This window comes from Dyella sp. 01N36, from assembly GCF_056399745.1.
Genome location: NZ_JBFTRY010000063.1, coordinates 1 through 18,688, shown reverse-complemented (window position 1 = coordinate 18,688; position 18,688 = coordinate 1). Strand labels below are relative to the sequence as shown.

13 protein-coding genes and 1 pseudogene are annotated in these 18,688 nt (G+C 64.0%); 8 read left to right on the top strand and 6 right to left on the bottom strand.

Features of this window, described 5'->3' with window-relative positions:
• Window positions 1-453: 453 nt before the first annotated feature.
• A complete protein-coding gene (locus AC1DMG_RS11975; RefSeq protein ID WP_121883323.1) occupies window positions 454-1,647 on the bottom strand; it encodes a DesA family fatty acid desaturase in 1,194 nt (397 codons plus the stop codon).
• Between the two features lie 174 nt (window positions 1,648-1,821).
• Here AC1DMG_RS11975 and AC1DMG_RS11970 point away from each other — a divergent pair, with 174 nt between their 5' ends.
• From AC1DMG_RS11970 to mutM, 6 genes are all read left to right on the top strand, one after another.
• A complete protein-coding gene (locus AC1DMG_RS11970; RefSeq protein WP_441602030.1) occupies window positions 1,822-2,577 on the top strand; it encodes an ABC transporter ATP-binding protein in 756 nt (251 codons plus the stop codon).
• Window positions 2,574-3,359 (top strand): ABC transporter permease, encoded by a 786-nt coding sequence (locus AC1DMG_RS11965; RefSeq protein ID WP_441602029.1) that lies wholly within the window; start codon window positions 2,574-2,576, stop codon window positions 3,357-3,359. The genes AC1DMG_RS11970 and AC1DMG_RS11965 overlap by 4 nt, the downstream gene beginning before the upstream one ends.
• Window positions 3,359-4,714 (top strand): GldG family protein, encoded by a 1,356-nt coding sequence (locus tag AC1DMG_RS11960; protein WP_441602028.1) that lies wholly within the window; start codon window positions 3,359-3,361, stop codon window positions 4,712-4,714. The genes AC1DMG_RS11965 and AC1DMG_RS11960 overlap by 1 nt, the downstream gene beginning before the upstream one ends.
• Window positions 4,711-5,205, top strand: a complete 495-nt coding sequence (locus AC1DMG_RS11955) for a hypothetical protein (protein WP_441602027.1) — start codon at window positions 4,711-4,713, stop codon at window positions 5,203-5,205. Before AC1DMG_RS11960 ends, AC1DMG_RS11955 begins: the two co-directional genes overlap by 4 nt.
• A gap of 127 nt (window positions 5,206-5,332) precedes the next feature.
• Window positions 5,333-6,742: an NADP-dependent phosphogluconate dehydrogenase gene (gene gndA / locus AC1DMG_RS11950; RefSeq protein ID WP_441602026.1), complete on the top strand. Its 1,410-nt coding sequence runs from the start codon at window positions 5,333-5,335 to the stop codon at window positions 6,740-6,742.
• Between the two features lie 156 nt (window positions 6,743-6,898).
• Window positions 6,899-7,726, top strand: a complete 828-nt coding sequence (gene mutM / locus AC1DMG_RS11945; RefSeq protein ID WP_441611571.1) for a bifunctional DNA-formamidopyrimidine glycosylase/DNA-(apurinic or apyrimidinic site) lyase — start codon at window positions 6,899-6,901, stop codon at window positions 7,724-7,726.
• A 401-nt stretch (window positions 7,727-8,127) separates the two neighbouring features.
• Here the strand turns inward: mutM and AC1DMG_RS11940 are convergent, their stop codons facing one another.
• The 4 genes from AC1DMG_RS11940 to AC1DMG_RS11925 all read right to left on the bottom strand — a co-directional run bounded on the left by AC1DMG_RS11940 (window position 8,128) and on the right by AC1DMG_RS11925 (window position 11,824).
• A complete protein-coding gene (locus tag AC1DMG_RS11940) occupies window positions 8,128-8,883 on the bottom strand; it encodes a hypothetical protein (RefSeq protein WP_441602024.1) in 756 nt (251 codons plus the stop codon).
• A gap of 33 nt (window positions 8,884-8,916) precedes the next feature.
• The gene (locus AC1DMG_RS11935; protein ID WP_441602023.1) at window positions 8,917-9,549 is read right to left on the bottom strand and encodes a thymidine kinase; all 633 of its coding nucleotides are present in this window, start codon (window positions 9,547-9,549) and stop codon (window positions 8,917-8,919) included.
• Between the two features lie 56 nt (window positions 9,550-9,605).
• Window positions 9,606-10,946 (bottom strand): NAD(P)/FAD-dependent oxidoreductase, encoded by a 1,341-nt coding sequence (locus tag AC1DMG_RS11930; RefSeq protein ID WP_477180548.1) that lies wholly within the window; start codon window positions 10,944-10,946, stop codon window positions 9,606-9,608.
• A 140-nt stretch (window positions 10,947-11,086) separates the two neighbouring features.
• Window positions 11,087-11,824 (bottom strand): SEL1-like repeat protein, encoded by a 738-nt coding sequence (locus tag AC1DMG_RS11925; protein WP_441602021.1) that lies wholly within the window; start codon window positions 11,822-11,824, stop codon window positions 11,087-11,089.
• A 119-nt stretch (window positions 11,825-11,943) separates the two neighbouring features.
• Here AC1DMG_RS11925 and AC1DMG_RS11920 point away from each other — a divergent pair, with 119 nt between their 5' ends.
• Together AC1DMG_RS11920 and AC1DMG_RS11915 are read left to right on the top strand one after the other, a co-directional pair.
• Window positions 11,944-13,926 carry a UvrD-helicase domain-containing protein gene (locus AC1DMG_RS11920; protein ID WP_477180547.1) on the top strand — a complete coding sequence of 661 codons (1,983 nt, stop codon included), beginning with the start codon at window positions 11,944-11,946 and terminating at the stop codon, window positions 13,924-13,926.
• Between the two features lie 63 nt (window positions 13,927-13,989).
• Window positions 13,990-15,438, top strand: a pseudogene (locus AC1DMG_RS11915) (sulfotransferase family protein); the annotation flags it as partial.
• Window positions 15,439-15,640: 202 nt separating this feature from the next.
• Here AC1DMG_RS11915 and AC1DMG_RS11910 read toward each other — a convergent pair.
• On the bottom strand, window positions 15,641-18,538 hold the full coding sequence (locus AC1DMG_RS11910) for a TonB-dependent receptor domain-containing protein (protein WP_441602019.1): 2,898 nt from the start codon (window positions 18,536-18,538) through the stop codon (window positions 15,641-15,643).
• Window positions 18,539-18,688: the final 150 nt, after the last annotated feature.

Genomic DNA, 18,688 nt, shown 5'->3' with positions numbered 1-18,688 from the left:
CCCGTATGACGCGGCGGGCGGGTGGAGGAAAGCCCGAAGGGTGGCCGCAGGGATGCGGCCAGTTTTTCGACAGGACAGGGATGTCCTGTCGAAAAACCCCGGAGCCCGACCGCGCACCTGGAGGGCCAAAGGCCCGGAAGGCGCGTCATCCGGGGGGCCCTTCTCTTTGGTTACTTTCTCTTGGGCAAGCAAGAGAAAGTGACCCGGCCTCCGGCAGGAGGACGGAAGCCCGCGGCAGGCGAACAAGCTAGCGAACACGCGACAACCAAATACCGAGGCTCTTGATCCGGGCGACTTAAGAACGACGAATAGAAACGTCCCCGCGAGCACCCGCCCCTCACCCCAGCCCTCTCCCCGGAGGGGAGAGGGAGCAGAGCGGCCCGCCTGGTCATCGCCTCGCCCACAAAAAAGCCCGCCTTTCGGCGGGCTTCTTCATCCAATCAGTGACACCGCTTACGCGTTCGCCACCGAATAACTCTTCAGGCGACCAGCAAACTCCTGCAGCGCGCGGATACCGCTCTGCTCAGCCTCGGCGATCCACTGCTGCAGACCCTTCAGCGCCTGATCGGCACCACGCTGCTCCATCAGAGCGGCAAGGCGATTGCGGAAATCACAAACGGTGCTGAGCGTCGGGCGCTTGGCCAGCACCGCCTGCATGCGATCACGGCCTTCGCTGTCCAGCCAGCGGCCACCATCGGCCAGCGCGCGACGCATGCGGCGCGGCACCGACTTGATGCTGTCGCCGGCGTGCTGCGCTTCGTCGCGCATGGTCGGGATGATCACGTTGCGGTAGTAGTCGGTCATCGCGGCGAAGCGATGGGTCAGCACGCCCTTGAGCGTCTCGGCATCCGGCAGGTGCACGTTCGGGCGGACGTCCAGCGTCGGCGCCACGCGCAGCACCTTGGCCAGGCCCACGGCGCGCAGGGCGCAGATGGCGGCCCAGCCGATGTCGAACTCCCACTTGCGCAGGGCGAACTTCGCCGAGCTCGGGAAGGCGTGGTGGTTGTTGTGCAGCTCTTCGCCACCGATCCAGAAACCCCAGGGAATGAGGTTGGTCGCGGTGTCGGCGCTTTCGAAATTGCGGTAGCCCCACCAGTGGCCGATGCCGTTGACGAAGCCGGCGGCCCAGAACGGGATCCAGATCATCTGCACGGCCCACAGGGCAGCACCGATCACGCCGAACAGGGCGAAGCTGATGAACAGCATCAGGGTCGGGCCCCAGTACGGATGCGCGCCGTAGAGATTGCGCTCGATCCAGTCGTCCGGGGTGCCGCGGCCGTACTTCTCGAGGTCTTCCTTCACTTCGCTGGCGTCGCGGTACAGCGACACGCCATCCCAGAAGACCTTCTTGATGCCGTAGATCTGCGGGCTATGCGGATCTTCCTCGGTCTCGACCTTGGCGTGGTGCTTGCGGTGCACCGCCACCCACTCCTTGGTGACCATGCCCGTGGTGAGCCAGCCCCAGAAGCGGAAGAAGTGCGAAATAGACCAATGCAGGTCCACGCCGCGATGGGTCTGGCAGCGATGCAGGTACAGCGTCACCGTGAAAATGGTGAGCTGCGTCATGACCAGCATGTAGACCAGCATGGTCAGCCAACTGGCGTGCGTCAGGCCGTTGGACAAGAAATTGAGTACTGCATCTAGCATGGGAAACACCCAGGTGTATGAAAAGTCAGTCTAAACGAGGGGTTTCCGTACCCGCCAGCATGGACCAGCAAAATATTGTCGCACCCATTTGCGGCAACAAAGTTAATGTGCTGTATCGCCCATCGGCGCCCTCTCCCGGTTGTATGAATTTGGGGCCGCACTGACAATCATGCAATGACCGCGCCTACCGCTGTATTGCAACTGGATCACATAACCCGACACCGCGCGGGACGCGCCGCCGTCGCCGATCTCAGCCTGACCCTGGATGCGGGACAGGTGCTGGGTTTGCTCGGGGTCAACGGCGCCGGCAAGAGCACCACCCTGGCCATGATCGCCGGTGCGCTGACGCCTGACAGCGGCGCCATCAAACTGAACGGGAAGGACTTTCTGGAGCATCCGGAGCTGGCCCAGCGCGGCATCGGCTGGCTGCCTGAACGTGCCCCGCTGTGGCCGGAACTGACCGTGCTGGAACATCTGGACGCGCATGGCCGCCTTCGCGGTCTGGCCGGCGCGGCGCTGGCCAAGGCGCGCCAGCGCATCGTCGAACGCCTGGAACTTGGCGCGCTCTCGCGTCGGCTGGCTGGCGTGTTGTCGCAGGGCCAGCGTCAGCGCCTCGGACTCGCCTGCGCGCTGCTGCACGAGCCCTCGCTGCTGGTGCTGGACGAACCCGCCAATGCCCTCGATCCGGTGCAGGTCGCTGCGCTGCGCACCGTGATCCGCGAACAGGCCGCGGCCGGCACCGCCGTCATTCTTTCCACGCATCTGCTGGCCGAAGTCACCGCGGCCTGCGATCGCGTGGCGATCCTGCACGAGGGGCAGCTGCGCTACGACGGCCCCATCACCGACGACGACCACAAGATGCTTGAGCAGACCTTCTTCGATATCGCCCTGCGCGGCGGCGACGGCAACGACAAGGCACGGGCCGCATGAGGGTGCTCGCCGTGACGCGGCTGGAGCTGCGCCGCCTGATCGTTCGCCCGCTCGCCTGGGTGCTTGCCGCGTTGACGCTGGCGCAACTGGCCTGGCGCTTCACTTTGTTGCTCGGCGGCTTTCTGGCCGGGCAGATCAAGCTCGCCGCTTTGCCGGGCGGCCCCGGTTATACCGATCTGGTTGGCGTGCCGATGCTGAGCAGCATCCTCACCGGCGGCATCCTGCCGTTTGGCGTGGTGGAGCTGGCGCTGGTGATCGTGCCGCTGCTCACCATGTCCTCGCTCGCTGGCGAACGCAGCAACGGCACGTTGCCGTTGTGGTTCGCCGCCGGCCTGCCAGCTTCGCGCATCGTGCTGGGCAAATACCTGGCGCTGATGTTGTGGCTGGTGCTGTGGCTCGCGCTAGCCCTGGCGATGCCGCTGAGCCTTTCGCACGGTGTCACCCTCGACTGGGGCAAGCTCGCCGCGGCATCGCTGGGCGCGCTGCTGACGCTCGCTGCATTGGCCGCGATCGGCGTGGCAAGTTCCGCCTACGCCTCGCACGCCTCCATCGCCGCCACCATCGCGCTCACCGTCGGACTGGTGCTGGCCGGCATGAATATCGCCGTGCAGAAAGCCGGTGCGACCAGCGGTGTATTCAACTGGCTGGCCCTTAGCGGACATCTTGAAGACATGCTGCGTGGACTGGTGTCGTTGTCGGATGTCGCGTGGTTCGTGCTGGTGATCGTGGTGGCGCTCGCTCTCGCCACGCAACGGCTGGCTGCCGAAAAGGAGCGTGGCTGATGGCGCGCTTTTTCCGGCATCTGAATGGATGGCTATTTGCGTTGGCGCTGTTGCTTGCCGCAGGTGCCATCGGTTATCTCACCACGCGCCATGATCATGTCAGCGACTGGACCTTTGGCGGGCGCGCCAGCCTGTCGCCGGAAAGCCGCGCGGTGCTGGCGACCTTGCATGGCCCGGTGGAAATCGTCAGTTACGCCAATCCGCAAGGCGATCTGCGCCACACCGTGGCCGGCTTCGTCGAACGTTACGAGCGCGCCAAGCCCGACCTGACGCTGCGCTTCGTCGATCCACAGCAGGATCCTGCCGCGATGCGCGAGCTCGGCATCACGGTGGATGGCGCCTTGATCCTGCACTACCAGGGCCGCGAGCAGCGGCTCGATGAGCTGTCCGAGCGCAGCCTCACCAATGCGCTGGAGCGCCTGGCGCGCGGCGGCGAACGCATCGTCGCGTTCGTGTCCGGCGATGGCGAGCGTCGCGCGGACGACAAGGGCAATGCCGACCTGGGCATGTTCATGGCGCAGATGGAAGGCCGCGGCATGCGCGCGGTGCCGCTGAACTTTGCGCAAGTCACCGCCGTACCGCAGCACACCGACCTGGTCGTACTGGCGAGCCCCGAGCTGGCCTTGCCCGATGGCGCGGTGAAGGCGCTGACCGATTACGTGGGCAACGGCGGCAACCTGTTGTGGTTGAGCGAACCCACCAATGACGACCTGCATCTGGCGCCGCTGGCCGATGCGCTGGGCATCCGGATTTTGCCGGGCGTGCTGGTCGATGGTCAGGGCGCCGCGCTGGGTTTGAAGGATCCGCGCATGCTGGCGCTGGGCGACTATCCGCAGCACGCGATCACGCGCGGCTTTCAGTTGACCACGCTGTTTCCGCAGGTGTCTGCGCTGGCGATGGCGGCGCGTACCGATTGGAAGGTGGCGCCGTTCCTGCGCTCGAGCGCACAGAGCTGGACCGAGTTCAAGCCGATCGACAATGCGCAGAGCTCCAGCATCCAGTACGACGCCAGCGCCGGCGAGCTGAAGGGTCCGCTGGATTTTGCCTTTGCCTTGAGTCGTCTCTCACCGAGTCCCGACAAGGCCGAGCAACGCGTGGTGGTGATTGGCGATGGCGATTTCCTCTCCAACACCTTCCTCGGCAACGGCGGCAATCGTGCGTTGGGTGAACGCATCTTCGATTGGCTGCTGGGTGACGATGCCCTGGTGAACCTGCCGCCGCGCGGCGCGCCCGATCGCCTGCTGCAGATCACCCAGGCGCAGCTGAGCAGCGTCACGCTTGGCTTCCTGGTGGTGTTGCCGTTGTTGCTGCTGCTGATCGGCGGCTTCATCGTGTGGCGCCGTCGTCGCGCATGAAGCGGGCGACCCGACAGCGCCTGTGGCTTGCGGCAGGCATCCTGGCGATCATGGCGATCGCCGGATGGCAGTGGCGGCAGGATCGTGCGGAGGCTAGCGGTACCTTGCTGACGCTCGATCCCTCGAGCGTCCACGACATTTCACTATCTTTGGGCAGCGGCAATACCGAGCACTTCGCTCGCCGCGACGGCCACTGGTGGCGCACCGATGGCACGCCAGCCCGTGCGGACGATGGCCGCCTCGGCGAGCTGGCCGACACGGCAGCCGCGGCAGTGCTGAGCTGGCGACCGCTGCACGACTTCGATCCAGGCAAGATCGGACTGGCCACCCCGATGGCGGTGCTGACGCTGGATGGCCAGCGCCTGGAATTCGGCGAAACGTCGGTCACGGGTCCGCAGCGCTATGTGCGCGTGGGCGACCGGGTGGCACTGATTTCGGTGCGCTATACGCCGCGCGGCGCGACTGGCGAAGCGAGGAAGATCAAGGAGTGAGAGAGAGCTTTCCCGGCCTTTTCTCACTTCTCACTCCTCTTCACTAACTCCTGCCCCACCCCGGCGTACCTTGCACCGTCTCGCAGACTCCCCATATGGGAAAGCAAACCTCGACAGGAGCGATGTCATGAGCAAGCAGGCGATCGGCGTAGTGGGCATGGCCGTGATGGGCAGCAACCTCGCCCTGAATATCGAAAGTCGCGGTCACGCCGTGTCGATCTACAACCGGCATCGCGAACGCACCGATGAAGTGGTCAAGGACAATCCCGGCAAGAAGCTGGTACCCACGTTCACGCTGGAGGAATTCGTCCAGTCGCTGGAAAAGCCGCGTCGCATCCTGCTGATGGTCAAGGCCGGCGAGCCCACCGACGCCACGCTCGCACAGCTCAAGCCCCTGCTCGACAAGGGCGATATCGTCATCGACGGTGGCAATACGTTCTTCAAGGACACCATGCGCCGCGAGAGCGAGATGAGCGCGGCTGGACTGCACTTCATCGGCACCGGCGTGTCCGGCGGCGAAGAAGGTGCGTTGCACGGACCGTCGATCATGCCGGGCGGCCCGCGCGAAGCGTACGACCTGGTCGCGCCCATCCTCACCGAGATTGCAGCGCGCGCGCCCGATGGCGATCCCTGCGTGGCCTATATGGGCCCGAACGGCGCCGGCCATTACGTGAAGATGGTGCACAACGGTATCGAGTATGGCGATATGCAGCTCATCGCCGAAAGCTATTCGGTACTGCATAACGTGCTCGGCCTGACGAACGAAGAATTGGCCGAGGTCTACGCCGATTGGAACAAGGGTGAACTCGACAGCTACCTGATCAGCATCACCGCCGACATCTTCACCAAGAAGGACAAGGACACCGGCAAGGCGATGGTCGACATCATCCTCGACCGCGCTGCGCAGAAAGGCACGGGCAAGTGGACCAGCCAGAGCGCGCTCGATCTTGGCGTGCCGTTGCCGCTGATCACTGAGTCGGTGTTTGCGCGCCTGCTTTCGTCACTCAAGGAAGAGCGCGTCGCCGCCAGCAAGATTCTCAAGGGACCGGCACCGCATCAGTTCGAAGGCGATCGCAAGGCGTTTATCGAAGCCGTGCGTCGTGCCTTGTATCTCAGCAAGATCGTCTCGTACGCACAGGGCTTTGCGCAGTTGCGTGCGGCATCGGACGAATACCAGTGGAATCTGCCGTACGGCACCATCGCCCGCATCTTCCGCGCCGGCTGCATCATTCGCGCGCGCTTCCTGCAGAAGATCACCGATGCGTACGAGCGCGACCCGCAGGTGAAGAATCTGCTGCTCGATAGCTATTTCCGCGACATCGCCGCCGAGTACCAGAGTGCGTTGCGTGACGTCGTGGCCGCGGCCGTAAAGGCTGGTGTGCCGGTGCCGTGCTTCTCCTCCGCGATCGCCTATTACGACGGTTATCGCGCCGAAAACCTGCCCGCCAACCTGATTCAGGCACAACGCGACTTCTTCGGCGCGCATACGTTTGAGCGGGTGGACAAGGAAGGGAGCTTCCATAACGACTGGGGTTGAGTTGGGGATCGAGGCGATCCTGTAGCTCCGCGGTCGCGCACAGGGTGCGCCCCCACAAGGTGACGTCTCGCCTGTAGGAGCGCACCCTGTGCGCGACCGCGGACTATCAGGAACCTCAGTACTCGCCACCGCCGCCCCACCCAACCGAGACCTGCAGTGCCCGAACTACCCGAAGTCGAAACCACCCGCCGCGGCATCGCCCCGCATCTGATCGGACGCCGCGTCACGGGCGTGACCCTGCGTCGCCCCGACCTGCGCTGGCCGATTCCGCCGGAGATCAGCACGCAATTGCCCGGCCAGCGGATCGAGGCGGTGGAGCGGCGCGCGAAATATCTGCTGCTGCACACCCAGGTGGGCAGTGCACTGCTGCACCTTGGCATGACCGGCGTATTGCGCGTGCTTCCGCCGGATGCCTTGGTCGGCAAGCACGATCATGTGGACATCGCACTGGAACCGACCGCCACCGAGGGGCCACGCGTACTGCGTTTCACCGACGCACGGCGCTTCGGCTGCCTGCTCTGGCAGCCGCCCGGTGAGACGCACGAGCTACTGGAAAACCTGGGCCCCGAGCCACTCACCGATGATTTCGACGGCGACCTGTTGTGGCGCATGTCGCGCGGACGCACCGCTGCGGTAAAGCTGTTCCTGATGGACAACGCCGTCGTGGTCGGCGTCGGCAACATCTACGCCAGCGAAGCGCTGTTCGCCGCCGGCATTGATCCGCGCAAACCCGCCGGCTCCGTCTCGCGCGCACGCTACGCGCGACTGGCAGGCGAAGTGAAACGCATTTTGGCCTGGGCCATCGAACGCGGCGGCACCACGCTGCGCGACTTCATCAACCCCGATGGCGCGCCGGGGTATTTCTTTCGCGAGTTGCAGGTGTATGGGCGCGAGGGCGAAGCGTGTCGGGCGTGCCGGACGCCGGTGAGGCAGGTGGTGTTGGGGCAGCGGTCGACGTTCTGGTGTCCGAAGTGCCAGAAGTAGTTCGAGGGTTTTCTTTGGGACCGGCAAGCGTTTCTGCGCCGCGCCGACGCATAGAAGACTCAAAACTTCTCCTCGGGCCCAACCCTTCAGCTATCAGCACGCTGGCTTGTCTGTGGGAGCGCACCCTGTGCGCGACAGCCACGCTGCGAGGTGCCGCTCCGTAGGTTTGTCGCGCACAGGGTGCGCTCCCACAAAAAGCAGCCGGCAACGCCTGATCCGCGACTCATACGCGCACGCCCCTCCTGTAGGAGCGCACCTGTGCGCGACCGCAACGAGTGGGTGTCTCGCTCCGTCAGGGGGTCGCGCACAAGTGCGCTCCTACAAGAGAGCTGCTCGGGCCGGCAGCACCCGCCCCTCACCCCAACCCTCTCCCCGCAGGGGAGAGGGAGCAAAGCGGCGGATTACTCCGGCCAGCGAAACTCCACAAACGTATTGTTGAAGTCCGGATCTTCCAACCCGCCGCCCAGAGTGGCCACCAACGACATCCCGTCGGCCTCCAGCTCCTGCCCCTCGGCAAAACGCGCACCAAGCGCCTCCAACTCTACCAACCGCTCACACAACAAACCCGCCCGATCGCTATCAGCCTCAGGCACATGGCGAATACTGACGTCAGGGCGCCCGAACTTGCGCATGCCGCGCGTGTGAATCCAGTAAGTCCCATTGGGCTCCGCATCGCGAAGTATCAACAGATGATTGCGGATCGGCGCGCCGTCGCGCACGACGAAGTGCCTGCGCCACGTGTCGGCGTCGTAGAGGTTGAGCGTCTGCGGATCGAGGATGGCCACGCCGCCCATGTCGAGCAGCGCCGCGAGCACGCCCAGCGTGTCGCGCAGATAACCCGTATCGGCGCTATCGGGCAAACGGCCGCGAATCACCAGCACTTCCGGTGCATCGATAGCCTGCCGGTAAGCCTCGGGCGCGCCATCCTTGAACATGCGGCCGATGCTGCCGCGCAAGGGATAGCCGTCCCACTGGCGCAGCTGCGCGTGGTTATGGCTGGTCATTTCCACGCCATCGGGCAGGCCTTCGCTGCCGTAATCGAGCGAGGGCGCCCGTCCCGACTGGAATTTCCCGAACACATAGAACTGCAACAGGATGTCTTCGTTGCTCGACTGCCAGTGCGGACGTTGCCAGGCGGGAAAAGGGATCTTCGACATGCCGTTACCATTCCTTAGATGAGTGCGAAACGCTCAATGCCCTTCGCCCAGCGGCAGCACGGGCTGCTGCAGTTCTATCCTGCCGTGTCCTTCCGTAATGTTCTTGAACTCGGCGCGACTCACCGAGACATAGCGGTCGTTGCCGCCGATCTCAACCTGCGGGCCTTCGGTGACCGCACGGCCCTGTTCATCCACGCGCACCACCATGGTGGCCTTGCGGCCGGTATGGCAGATGGTCTTGATCTCGTCCAGGTTGTCGGCCCAGGCGAGCAGGTAGCGGCTGCCCTCGAACAGCTCGCCGCGGAAATCGGTGCGCAAGCCATAGGCGAGCACCGGGACGTTGAGCTTGTCCACCACGTCGCTCAGCTGCCACACCTGGGCCTTGCTGAGAAACTGCGCCTCGTCGACGAACACACAATGCAGCGGGCCGCGGGCGGCGATGTCCGACTGCACCAGGGCCAGCAGGTTTTCTTCCCCGCCGAAGCGCACGGCGTTGGCCTTGAGGCCGATGCGCGAGGCCACCACGCCCTCGCCGTAGCGGTTGTCCAGCGCCGGCGTGAGGATGAGCGTGCGCATGCCGCGCTCGTGATAGTTGTAGGCACTCTGCAGCAAGGTCGTGGTCTTGCCGGCATTCATCGCCGAATAATAGAAATAAAGCTTGGCCATGACGGTTCCTGTGGCGGGGTGCTGATGTTACCCGGTTGACCGCTGGCCTTCAGCGCCTATTCCTTGTCCAGCGGCGTGGTACCCCCGCTGAACTGCGCATGGGCCTGCGCCAGCCGGTAGTGGCGATCGCCGCTCCACCGTCGCCACTCGCGCAGGGTGAGCGCCCGGTACACACCCTTGAACGCGAGTATGCGTATCCAGACCTTGAACGAGTCGAACACGTCGCCCGCCAACATCGAAATGACGCCCTGCTCGATCTGGAACGTATTGCGCGGCGAACTGAACACCTGGCGCATGATCGATCCGTTGAAGCGATAGATGAAGAACGCAAACCGCTTCATGCCGCGGCGCTGGCGACGTTCCAGACGGCRTTGCAAGGCCGCCTCGCGGGTGGGATCGCGCAGCGCCGCATCCACCACMTCCACCGCCTGTTCCGCCCCGCTCATGGCGAGGTACACGCCGGAGGAGAACACCGGATCGAGGAACGCGAAGGCATCGCCGATCAGCACCCAGCCAGGACCGGCCATGCGTGCCGAGTCGTACGAGTAGTTGCCGGTCACGCGCACTTCGTTGTCGATCAGTTCGGCGTGTTCGATGCGCTTCCACAGGGCCGGATTCTGGCGCAGCGTTTCCAGCAGGAAATCGGTGCTGCGGCCGCGGCGCTGCTTGAGATAGTCGGGCCAGCACACCGCGCCAACACTCATCACGCCGTCGGGCAGGGGAATCATCCACATCCAGCCGTGATCGAAGCGGTAGATGCTGATATTGCCGGCGTGTTCGCCGGCCCGGTATTGCGCGCCGCGAAAGTGGCCAAAAATGGCTGCGCTCTGATGTTCGGCGTTCTTGCGCTTGAGCTTCTTCTTGCCGGCAAGAAACGCATCGCGGCCGGAGGCGTCCACCACATAGTGTGCAAGGACGGCGTACTGCTCGCCCTGATCGGTGGCCACCTGCACGCGCCAGTCATGCCGGCCACGCTCTTCCACGCCGCGCACCTCATGGCCTTCGCGCGTATCCGCGCCGCTGCTGGCCGCGTGGCGAAACAGCATCTGATCGAAATCCTGCCGCCGCACCTGATAGGCATGCGGCGGGCTGTTGCCGAGGGCGCGGGCGAACTCGAAGGTGATGTAGCCGGCCTCATTGTCGGCCTCAAAATCCGCACCCGGCTTGAACACGCCCAGTGCGCGGACCTGGTCCAGCACGCCCAGCCGCTCGAAGATCGGCAGATTCATCGGCAGCAGCGATTCGCCGATATGAAAACGAGGGTGGTGATCCTTTTCCAGCGCGATCACCTTGTAACCGCGCCGCACCAGCAGTGTGGCCGCCGTGCTGCCGGCGGGCCCGCCGCCGATCACGACCACGTCGCACTGCTGTTCGGTGATTTGTTCGCCGTCCGTCATGCCGTCACCACTTTACCTGTGCTTAGTTGAGGATCGACGCTACATCAACGGACACTGTACCGCGCGATGCGCGCCCGTTTTCATCGCCGAGACATTGAAATACAGCTAAGCCGCGGGAACAACCGCAACCTGGTACGGCGCTAGGCAGCGGGGTGCGCCGGGTTGCGAGGCGGCGCCGGCACAGGTTCGGGTTCGCCCACGTTGACGCGGCTGTTCATCTGCAGCTGCCACTGCAAATCCTTCACGTCCAGGTATTCGGCGGTGTTCATGTGCAGCGCCTTGTCGAACTTGCTGAAGTCTTCCACGGCGTTGTCGCCGTAGGTCGCGCTGCCGCTCCCCAGCCAGCCGACGTGGCTGCCGGTGACCTGGGCGCGGCTGGCGCCGATTTCGAGCGTGAGCCGGCGGGCACCGACGGCATCGCCGTAGTCGGCTTCGAGCGTCGGGCGCAGTTCGCGCGCCTTGGCACGCTCCGCATCGCTCAGCTGATCCCAGTAGAGCTGGCGCTGACGCAGCAACTCGGGATAGCCGCGGCTGGCGGCAAGCTCCATCCATGCATGAGCCAGCGGGCGATCCTGGGCCACGCCATCGCCCGTCCAATACATCACGCTCACCAGCGACTGCGAGGTCTTGTCGGCATAGCGCGATGCCAGGCGGAAATAGTGGAAGGCGTCGCGGTGGTGGCCCTCGCTATACGCTTCCTGGCCTTTGTAGCGATAACGCAGGTCGCTGTGGGCGTCGACGAACAGGCGCGACTCCATGCCACCGAGCAGCTCGGTGTCGCGCTTGATGTCGGTGGCATCGGCAGCCTGCTGTGCCCATGCATGGCTGGCGCCTGCCAGCGCCAGGATCACTACGCCGAAAGTCGCCAGTCTGGCCATCTCACGCTCCGGTGATGCGCAGGTGCCGGCATGTCTCGACCTGCGGTGAGCGGAGCATAGCCTGCTTTGGGCGAGGGTGCTCTGCTACCATCGGGCGCCGCCCAGCCACCAGCGCAACCATGCTCAATCCCCAACAATTGGCCGCCGTGGAACACTGTGACGGCCCACTGCTGGTATTGGCAGGCGCMGGTTCGGGCAAGACCYSGGTGATCACGCAGAAGATCGCCTATCTCATCGCGCGCAAGAAGCTCGCGCCCTCGCGCATCGCCGCCATCACCTTCACCAACAAGGCGGCGAAGGAAATGCGCGAGCGCGTGACCAAGCTGATCAGCAGCGAGGACGCCGCCGCGCTCACCGTGTGTACGTTCCACGCGCTGGGCCTGAAGTTTCTGCAGATGGAGCACGCGCGCGCCGGGCTGCGCAAGGGTTTCTCGGTGCTCGATGCGGACGACAGCGAAGGCATCATCAAGGAACTGGCGCCCAAGGGCATCAAGCCCGATGTGCTGTTCGGCATACGCAACCTGGTGAGCCGTGCGAAGAATGCCGGCCTGTCGCCGGAAGAAGCGCTTGCCGCCGCACGCAGCCCGCGCGAGCTCGACGCAGCGACCATCTACGAGATGTACCAGCAACGCCTCAACGCCTTCAATGCCGTGGATTTCGACGATCTGATCCGTCTCCCGCTGCGCATCCTGGAGAGCGACGAGGAGTGCCGCAACGTGTGGCGCGAGCGCCTGCGTTATCTGCTGGTGGACGAATACCAGGACACCAACGATGCGCAGTACCGCCTGCTGAAGGCGTTGGCCGGTGAGCGCGGCAGTTTTACCTGCGTGGGCGATGACGACCAGTCGATCTACGCATGGCGCGGCGCCAATCCGGAGAATATCGACCAGCTCGGCAAGGACTGGCCCAGCCTGCGCGTGATCAAGCTGGAACAGAACTACCGTTGCGGCAAGCGCATCCTGCGCGCCGCCAACAAGCTGATCGCCAACAACCCGCATCTGCACGAAAAGAAGCTGTGGAGCGAGCACCCGGAAGGCGCGCAGATCCGCGTGCTGGAGTGCAAGGAAAACGAACACGAAGCCGAACGCGTGGCGGCCATTGCCGCGTCGCTCGCGGAAAAGCACAAGGCCCGCTGGCACGACATCGCCATCCTGTATCGCGGCAATTTCCAGGCACGCCCGCTGGAAAAGGCGCTGCGCCTGGCGCGCGTGCCGTACCATCTTTCCGGCGCACTGAGCTTTCTCGATCGCGCGGAAGTGAAAGACCTGCTGTGCTATTTCCGCCTGCTCACCAACCCGAGCGACGACGCCGCCTTCCTGCGCGTGGTGAACGTGCCCAAGCGCGAAATTGGCGCAACAACGCTGGAGAAACTCGGCGAGATCGCCCAGACGCGCCACGCGCCGCTGCTCGATGCCGCGCGCAGCGACGCCGTGCTGCGCCAGCTGTCGCCGCGTCCCGCCTCGGCGCTGGCCTCGTTCACCCAGTTGATGGATGAGCTGCGCAGCGCCTCGCTGCACCAGAGCGCCGCCGATCTGGTGGAGACCGTGTTGCAGCGCACGGGCTACGCCGCCCATGTCGCCGCCAGCACCACCGATGCCACCCTGCGCGAGCGTCGCCTGGGCAATCTGCGCGAACTGGCCGACTGGTTCCGCGCGATGCAGCGCAACGACAACACCACCGGCGATCTGGCCGCCCAGCTCGCCCTGCTCACCCACGCCGATCGCGACGAGCCGGGCAATGCCGTGCGCATGATGACGCTGCACGCGGCCAAGGGACTGGAGTTCCGCTTGGTCTTCATCGTGGGCTGCGAAGAAGGCACGCTGCCGCACGATGGCGCCATCGACGAGGGCCGCATCGACGAAGAGCGCCGCCTGATGTACGTGGGCATCACCCGCGCCAAGGAAATGCTCACCCTGTCCTGGTCGGCCAAGACCAAGCGCTACGGCGAAGTCCACAGCAATCAGCCCAGCCGCTTCCTGCACGAGCTGCCGCAGGACGATCTGCACTGGCAGGGCAAGGACCCGGAAGCGGACAAGGAAGTGGTGCGCGAGACGGCGCAATCGCATATGGCGAAGATTGCCGCCATGCTGGCCGGCGGCTAAGTCGCCCAAAGCACCGGGACGTCACATAGAATCGGGCGACATATCAAACCGATTCGGATAGTCATGGCGGAACCGGCTCAGCTCTACGCGCAACTGGTCGACGCGTTCAACCGCAGGCAATGGCAGCAGGCCCGCGCCATCTCCGGGCGCCTGCTGCCCCTGGTCCCGAACGATCCGGGCGTCTGCTATATCACCGGCGTGACCTTCCTTGAGCTGGAAGAACTGCCCCTGGCCCTGGGCTTTCTGCACAAGGCGTCGGATCTTGCACCCGAGCGCGCGGATTATGCGACCCAGTTCGCCAAGGCCTTGACCGTGGTGCGGCGCTCGCACGAGGCATTGCAGGCGGCGGACAAGGCGATGGCGTTGCGCCCGTCGGACCCGTTCACGCTGGACACGCTGGGCGTGATCTACACACAGGCGCATATGCACGAACGTGCAGCCGCGGCATTCCGTGGCGCCGTGTCGTTGATGCCGCAACATGCTCCCTATCGCTTCAACCTGGCCACGGCGCTGGTTGCCATTGGCGATCTAGCGGCGGCGGAAGAAGCGCTGGAAAGTTGCATCGCCATCGACCCGACCTTCTGGGGAGCTCACCTTACGCTGGCGCAGCTGCGGCGCCAGACACGCGAGAGCAATCACATCCCGCGCCTTGAGCATCTGGCGGACTCCCACGTACAGGACGTCAACGCGCAGACCTTCGTCAACATGGCGTTGGCGAAGGAGCATGAAGACCTGGGCGAGTACGGCGCGGCCTTCGAGCGTCTGGTCAAGGGCAAGTCGGCGGGCAAGGAGGCGCGCGGATATGCCATCCACACCGATGAAGCCTTGTTTGATGCGATAACGCGGCAGTTTCCCGAGCCGATGGCCACGACCTCGGGCGACCCGACCCGCGAACCCATCTTCATCATCGGCATGCCGCGTTCGGGCACGACGCTGGTCGAGCGCATCATTTCCAGCCATCCGGATGTCTATTCGGCCGGCGAGCTGCAGAACTTCGGCGCCGTGCTGAAGCGCCTCAGCGGCAGTACGACGTTCCCGATGATCGACCGGGATACCATCGCGCGCGCCGGGAATATCGACTGGGCGAAACTAGGCTCCGATTACCTTGCCAGCACGCGGCCGGCAACATCACAGCGCCCCCGCTTCATCGACAAGCTGCCGCACAACTTTCTGTATGCGGGTCACATCGCCCACGCCCTGCCCAACGCGCGGATCGTCTGCCTGCGCCGCGACCCCATCGACACCTGCCTGAGCAACTTCCGCCAGCTGTTTTCGCAGCTGTCGCCGCTCTACGGCTATTCGTTCGACTTGTTGGACACGGGGCGCTATTTCGCCTTGTTCGATCGCCTGATGGCGCACTGGCGAGGCGTGCTTCCTGGCCGCATTCTTGAAGTGGAATATGAAGCGCTGGTGGACTCGCAAGAGGAACACACCCGTCGCGTACTCGAATTCTGCGGTCTTTCGTGGGACGAGCGCTGCCTGCAGTTCGAGAAGAACGATGCACCGGTGAATACGGCAAGCGCCGTACAGGTCCGTGCACCCATGTATCGAACAGCCATCCGGCGCTGGAAGAAGTACGAGGCGCAGCTGTCGCCGCTGTTCGATGTGCTTGAGAAGGCAGGCGTCGCGTTCGAACGCTAGGCGCGCCAAGCCTCAAAAATGAAAACGGCCCCGCTTTCGCGGGGCCGTTCCAATACCAGGCAACCGTTGCCGATTACTTGGCAGTCCCGCCAAAGCTGTACTTCGCCTCCAGGTAGATCGCGCGGCCGTACACGCTGTAGTTGAGCGTGTTGTACGGCTGGTTGGTCGTGCCGGGATAGCTGTCGTCCTTGGGCGGCATCTTGTTGAACACGTTGTTCACCAGCAGCGAGAGCCCGAGGCTCCTGATGGGGTTGTACGTCACGCTGACGTTGTACAGGATCCACGGCGGCAGCTTGCCGGTGCCCGGAGCTTCATAGCTGTTGAGCACGCTGGCCAGGTAGTTCGGCGTGCTGCCATAGCGGTTGAAGTACGCCGTCGCGCTCCACTGGTCGAGCGACCAGGTGAGCGAGCCGTTGACCTTGGACTTGAAGTCCGTGCTGTAGAACGGCTCGCGCAGCACGTCGATCTTCGGATCGATCACAAAGTCCTGGGTCGTGTGCTTGAGGATGTCCGAGTAGGACAGCTGAGCGGCCAGGTTGCCGAACGCGCCGATCGGCTGCAGGTAGCTGAAGTTCGCCGTGACGGCGTTGACCTGCTCGTTGGCCAGGTTGAGCTTGGGCGTGGAAATATTGGTGATCTGGCCCAGCAGATTGCCCTTGCCCGGTCCGCGAGTGATCAGGTTGAAAGCCTGGGCGCAGGTGCCCGACTTGGGATCCAGCGTGCCGGTGTCGCACAGGTATTCGGTCTGGGACAGCTTGTCCGGATCGACCTGGGTGACTTCGTTGTTGATGTCCCAATGCAGATAGTCGGCACTGACGGACATGCGCTCGATCGGTGCCCACACGAAGCCGTAGCTCCACACCTTGGCGGTGATCGGCTGCAGCGCCGGGTTGCCATAGGTCAGGCCCTGATACTGCGTGGCGTCGTACGGGATGGGGCACTTGGTCGGCGCCACGGCCGGCGCAAAGCCAAGGCGTGCGCAGTTGAGGTAGTCGGTGACCGAGTCGTAGTAACCGCTGGGTCGCTGGAATTCATCGGCTAGCGTAGGCACCTTGAACGCCGAACCGTAACGACCGCGCAGCAACAGTGTTTCGAACGGACGGTACTCGATACCCGCGTTGAACGTGGTGTGATCCACGGTCTGGCTGTCGACTTTGTAGGCGTCGTAACGCGTGGACAGATCCATGGTGACCTGTTCCAGCAACGGCAGGCGCAACTCGGCCGTGGTCGCAAAGCGCGAACGATGGCCCGCACCGGGCGTGGCGCTGGTGCCGTAGACGTAGCTCTGCTGATTGCCGTTGATGTCGGTGATGGTCTCCAGCAGGCGCGGATCCGGCGTGGAATCCCAACCCTGATTACCGCCTTCCATGACCAAGGCGAGGCCGGCCTCACCGCCGCCAATCTGGAACAAGGACTGGTTGGTCACCTGGCCGCGGAGCAGGTTATCCCAGGTCTTGGCATGGGACGTGGTGTAGCCGGTGAAGCTACGGAAGTCCGACGTGGATATCTGGTTGTACAGCGCCGCGTAGTTGGGCGTGAACACCGGATAGCCCGAATACGTGCCCTGCTGGCGACCCATGACGTGATCGGAGAAGTACTTTTCGATCGGTCCGGTGAAGCGCGCGAAGTCGCGGTTGGTCAGCTGATCGTCGGAGTGGGTGAAGCCCAGATCGTAGTCCCAGTTGGACTGGCCGAACGTACCCTTGCCACCCAAGGTCAACATGTACGAGCTGTCGTACTGCTTGCTCATGATGTTGGAGAAGCCACCCACTTCTTCCGGCGTGAAGATTTTCTGCGCCAGAACCAGGTCACCGTTGCCGCCATTGCGCGTCGGATCCCAGAAGTAGCCCGCCGTGCTGCCGGCGGTGGCAACGCTGGTACCCCAGAACGTGGTGTTGCTGCCCGAGGTGAACTTCTGCTCTTCGTAGTTGTAGAGCAGGTCGCCGTAGAGCTGCAGGTTGTCGCTGACGTCGAAGGTGGAGTGCGAATAAAGGTTCGCGGTCTTGTCGTCATTGCCAAGCGTCGCGTAGCCGGCACTGTACTGCGAGCCGCAGTAGTCACCCTTGCCCGCGCGGTTCTGCTTCGCTTCGGTGCCGCCGTAGCCGCTGGCCACCGTGGAGCAGTTGTTCGGATCAAGGAAAAGATACTTGCCAGTCAGGCCGCTCGCGAACAGATAGTCGCGCGATGCGGTCGGTGGCGTCGTACCGTCGGTGAAGTACTGCTTGGTCAGGTCGCGCTGATAGCCCCAGATCGGCTTCTTCTGCTCGTACTGCACACCGATCATGGTGTTGAACTTGCCGAAGGTGAAGCTGTCGGCAAAGCTGATGCGCTGACTCGAACCGCCGCCCTCGCTGTAGCCGCCCGCGCGCACGTCGATGGTCGGTGCGTCCACGTGCTTCTTGAGCACGATGTTGACGACGCCAGCGATGGCATCGGAGCCGTACAGCGACGACTGGCCACCCGGAAGAACGTCGATGTGATCGACCATCTCCATCGGGATGTTGCTCAGGTTGTTGAAGATGTCGCTGCCGTTGTACAGGCCGGGGAAGTCGCCCATCGGCCGGCCGTCGATCAGGTATTTGGTGAAGCCCACCGGCAGACCGAACATGCTCAGGGTCTGCGCACCAGTGGTGAACGAGTTGTTGTTCTGCGGGCCCTGCACACTACCCGTCGCGAACGAAGCCTGTTGCAGCGCCTCGGCCACCGTAGTGAAACCGCGTGCCTTGAGATCTTCCGCAGTGATGCTGATCACCGGTTGCGCCGTTTCCACCTGCGACTGCGGAATCAGTGAGCCGGTGACCGTGACGGCCTCCAGCTTCTTGGCCTTCTTGGCGTCGGCGCTATCCTGCGGCTGGCTTTGCGTGCCCGAGGAATCCTGCGGCATCGGTGACGGCGCATCGGCCGCATAAACCGACGAATAACCGAACGCCATGGCTGCCAGCACGGCAACCGTGAGCTTGGACTTCAACATGTTGTCTCCCCTACTAAAAAGCAAAGATTTGTGATCGTTTGCTGCCGCGTTCTGAGTTGTGCCGGCTCTCCCCCGACACATCCCTACGTTGAAAAAGCGTTAGCGCTTACGGCTTGTTTAGCTGACGGCTTGCTGAACAAACCGTAAAAT

What these genes read in the sequence shown, in the direction of transcription:
- AC1DMG_RS11940 (WP_441602024.1), bottom strand. Translation starts at nt 8,883, where the DNA reads ATGTCGAAGATCCCTTTTCCCGCCTGGCAACGTCCGCACTGGCAGTCG.
- AC1DMG_RS11925 (WP_441602021.1), bottom strand. Translation starts at nt 11,824, where the DNA reads ATGGCCAGACTGGCGACTTTCGGCGTAGTGATCCTGGCGCTGGCAGGC.
- AC1DMG_RS11960 (WP_441602028.1), top strand. Translation starts at nt 3,359, where the DNA reads ATGGCGCGCTTTTTCCGGCATCTGAATGGATGGCTATTTGCGTTGGCG.
- AC1DMG_RS11970 (WP_441602030.1), top strand. Translation starts at nt 1,822, where the DNA reads ATGACCGCGCCTACCGCTGTATTGCAACTGGATCACATAACCCGACAC.
- AC1DMG_RS11965 (WP_441602029.1), top strand. Translation starts at nt 2,574, where the DNA reads ATGAGGGTGCTCGCCGTGACGCGGCTGGAGCTGCGCCGCCTGATCGTT.
- AC1DMG_RS11910 (WP_441602019.1), bottom strand. Translation starts at nt 18,538, where the DNA reads ATGTTGAAGTCCAAGCTCACGGTTGCCGTGCTGGCAGCCATGGCGTTC.
- AC1DMG_RS11975 (WP_121883323.1), bottom strand. Translation starts at nt 1,647, where the DNA reads ATGCTAGATGCAGTACTCAATTTCTTGTCCAACGGCCTGACGCACGCC.
- AC1DMG_RS11955 (WP_441602027.1), top strand. Translation starts at nt 4,711, where the DNA reads ATGAAGCGGGCGACCCGACAGCGCCTGTGGCTTGCGGCAGGCATCCTG.
- gndA (WP_441602026.1), top strand. Translation starts at nt 5,333, where the DNA reads ATGAGCAAGCAGGCGATCGGCGTAGTGGGCATGGCCGTGATGGGCAGC.
- AC1DMG_RS11935 (WP_441602023.1), bottom strand. Translation starts at nt 9,549, where the DNA reads ATGGCCAAGCTTTATTTCTATTATTCGGCGATGAATGCCGGCAAGACC.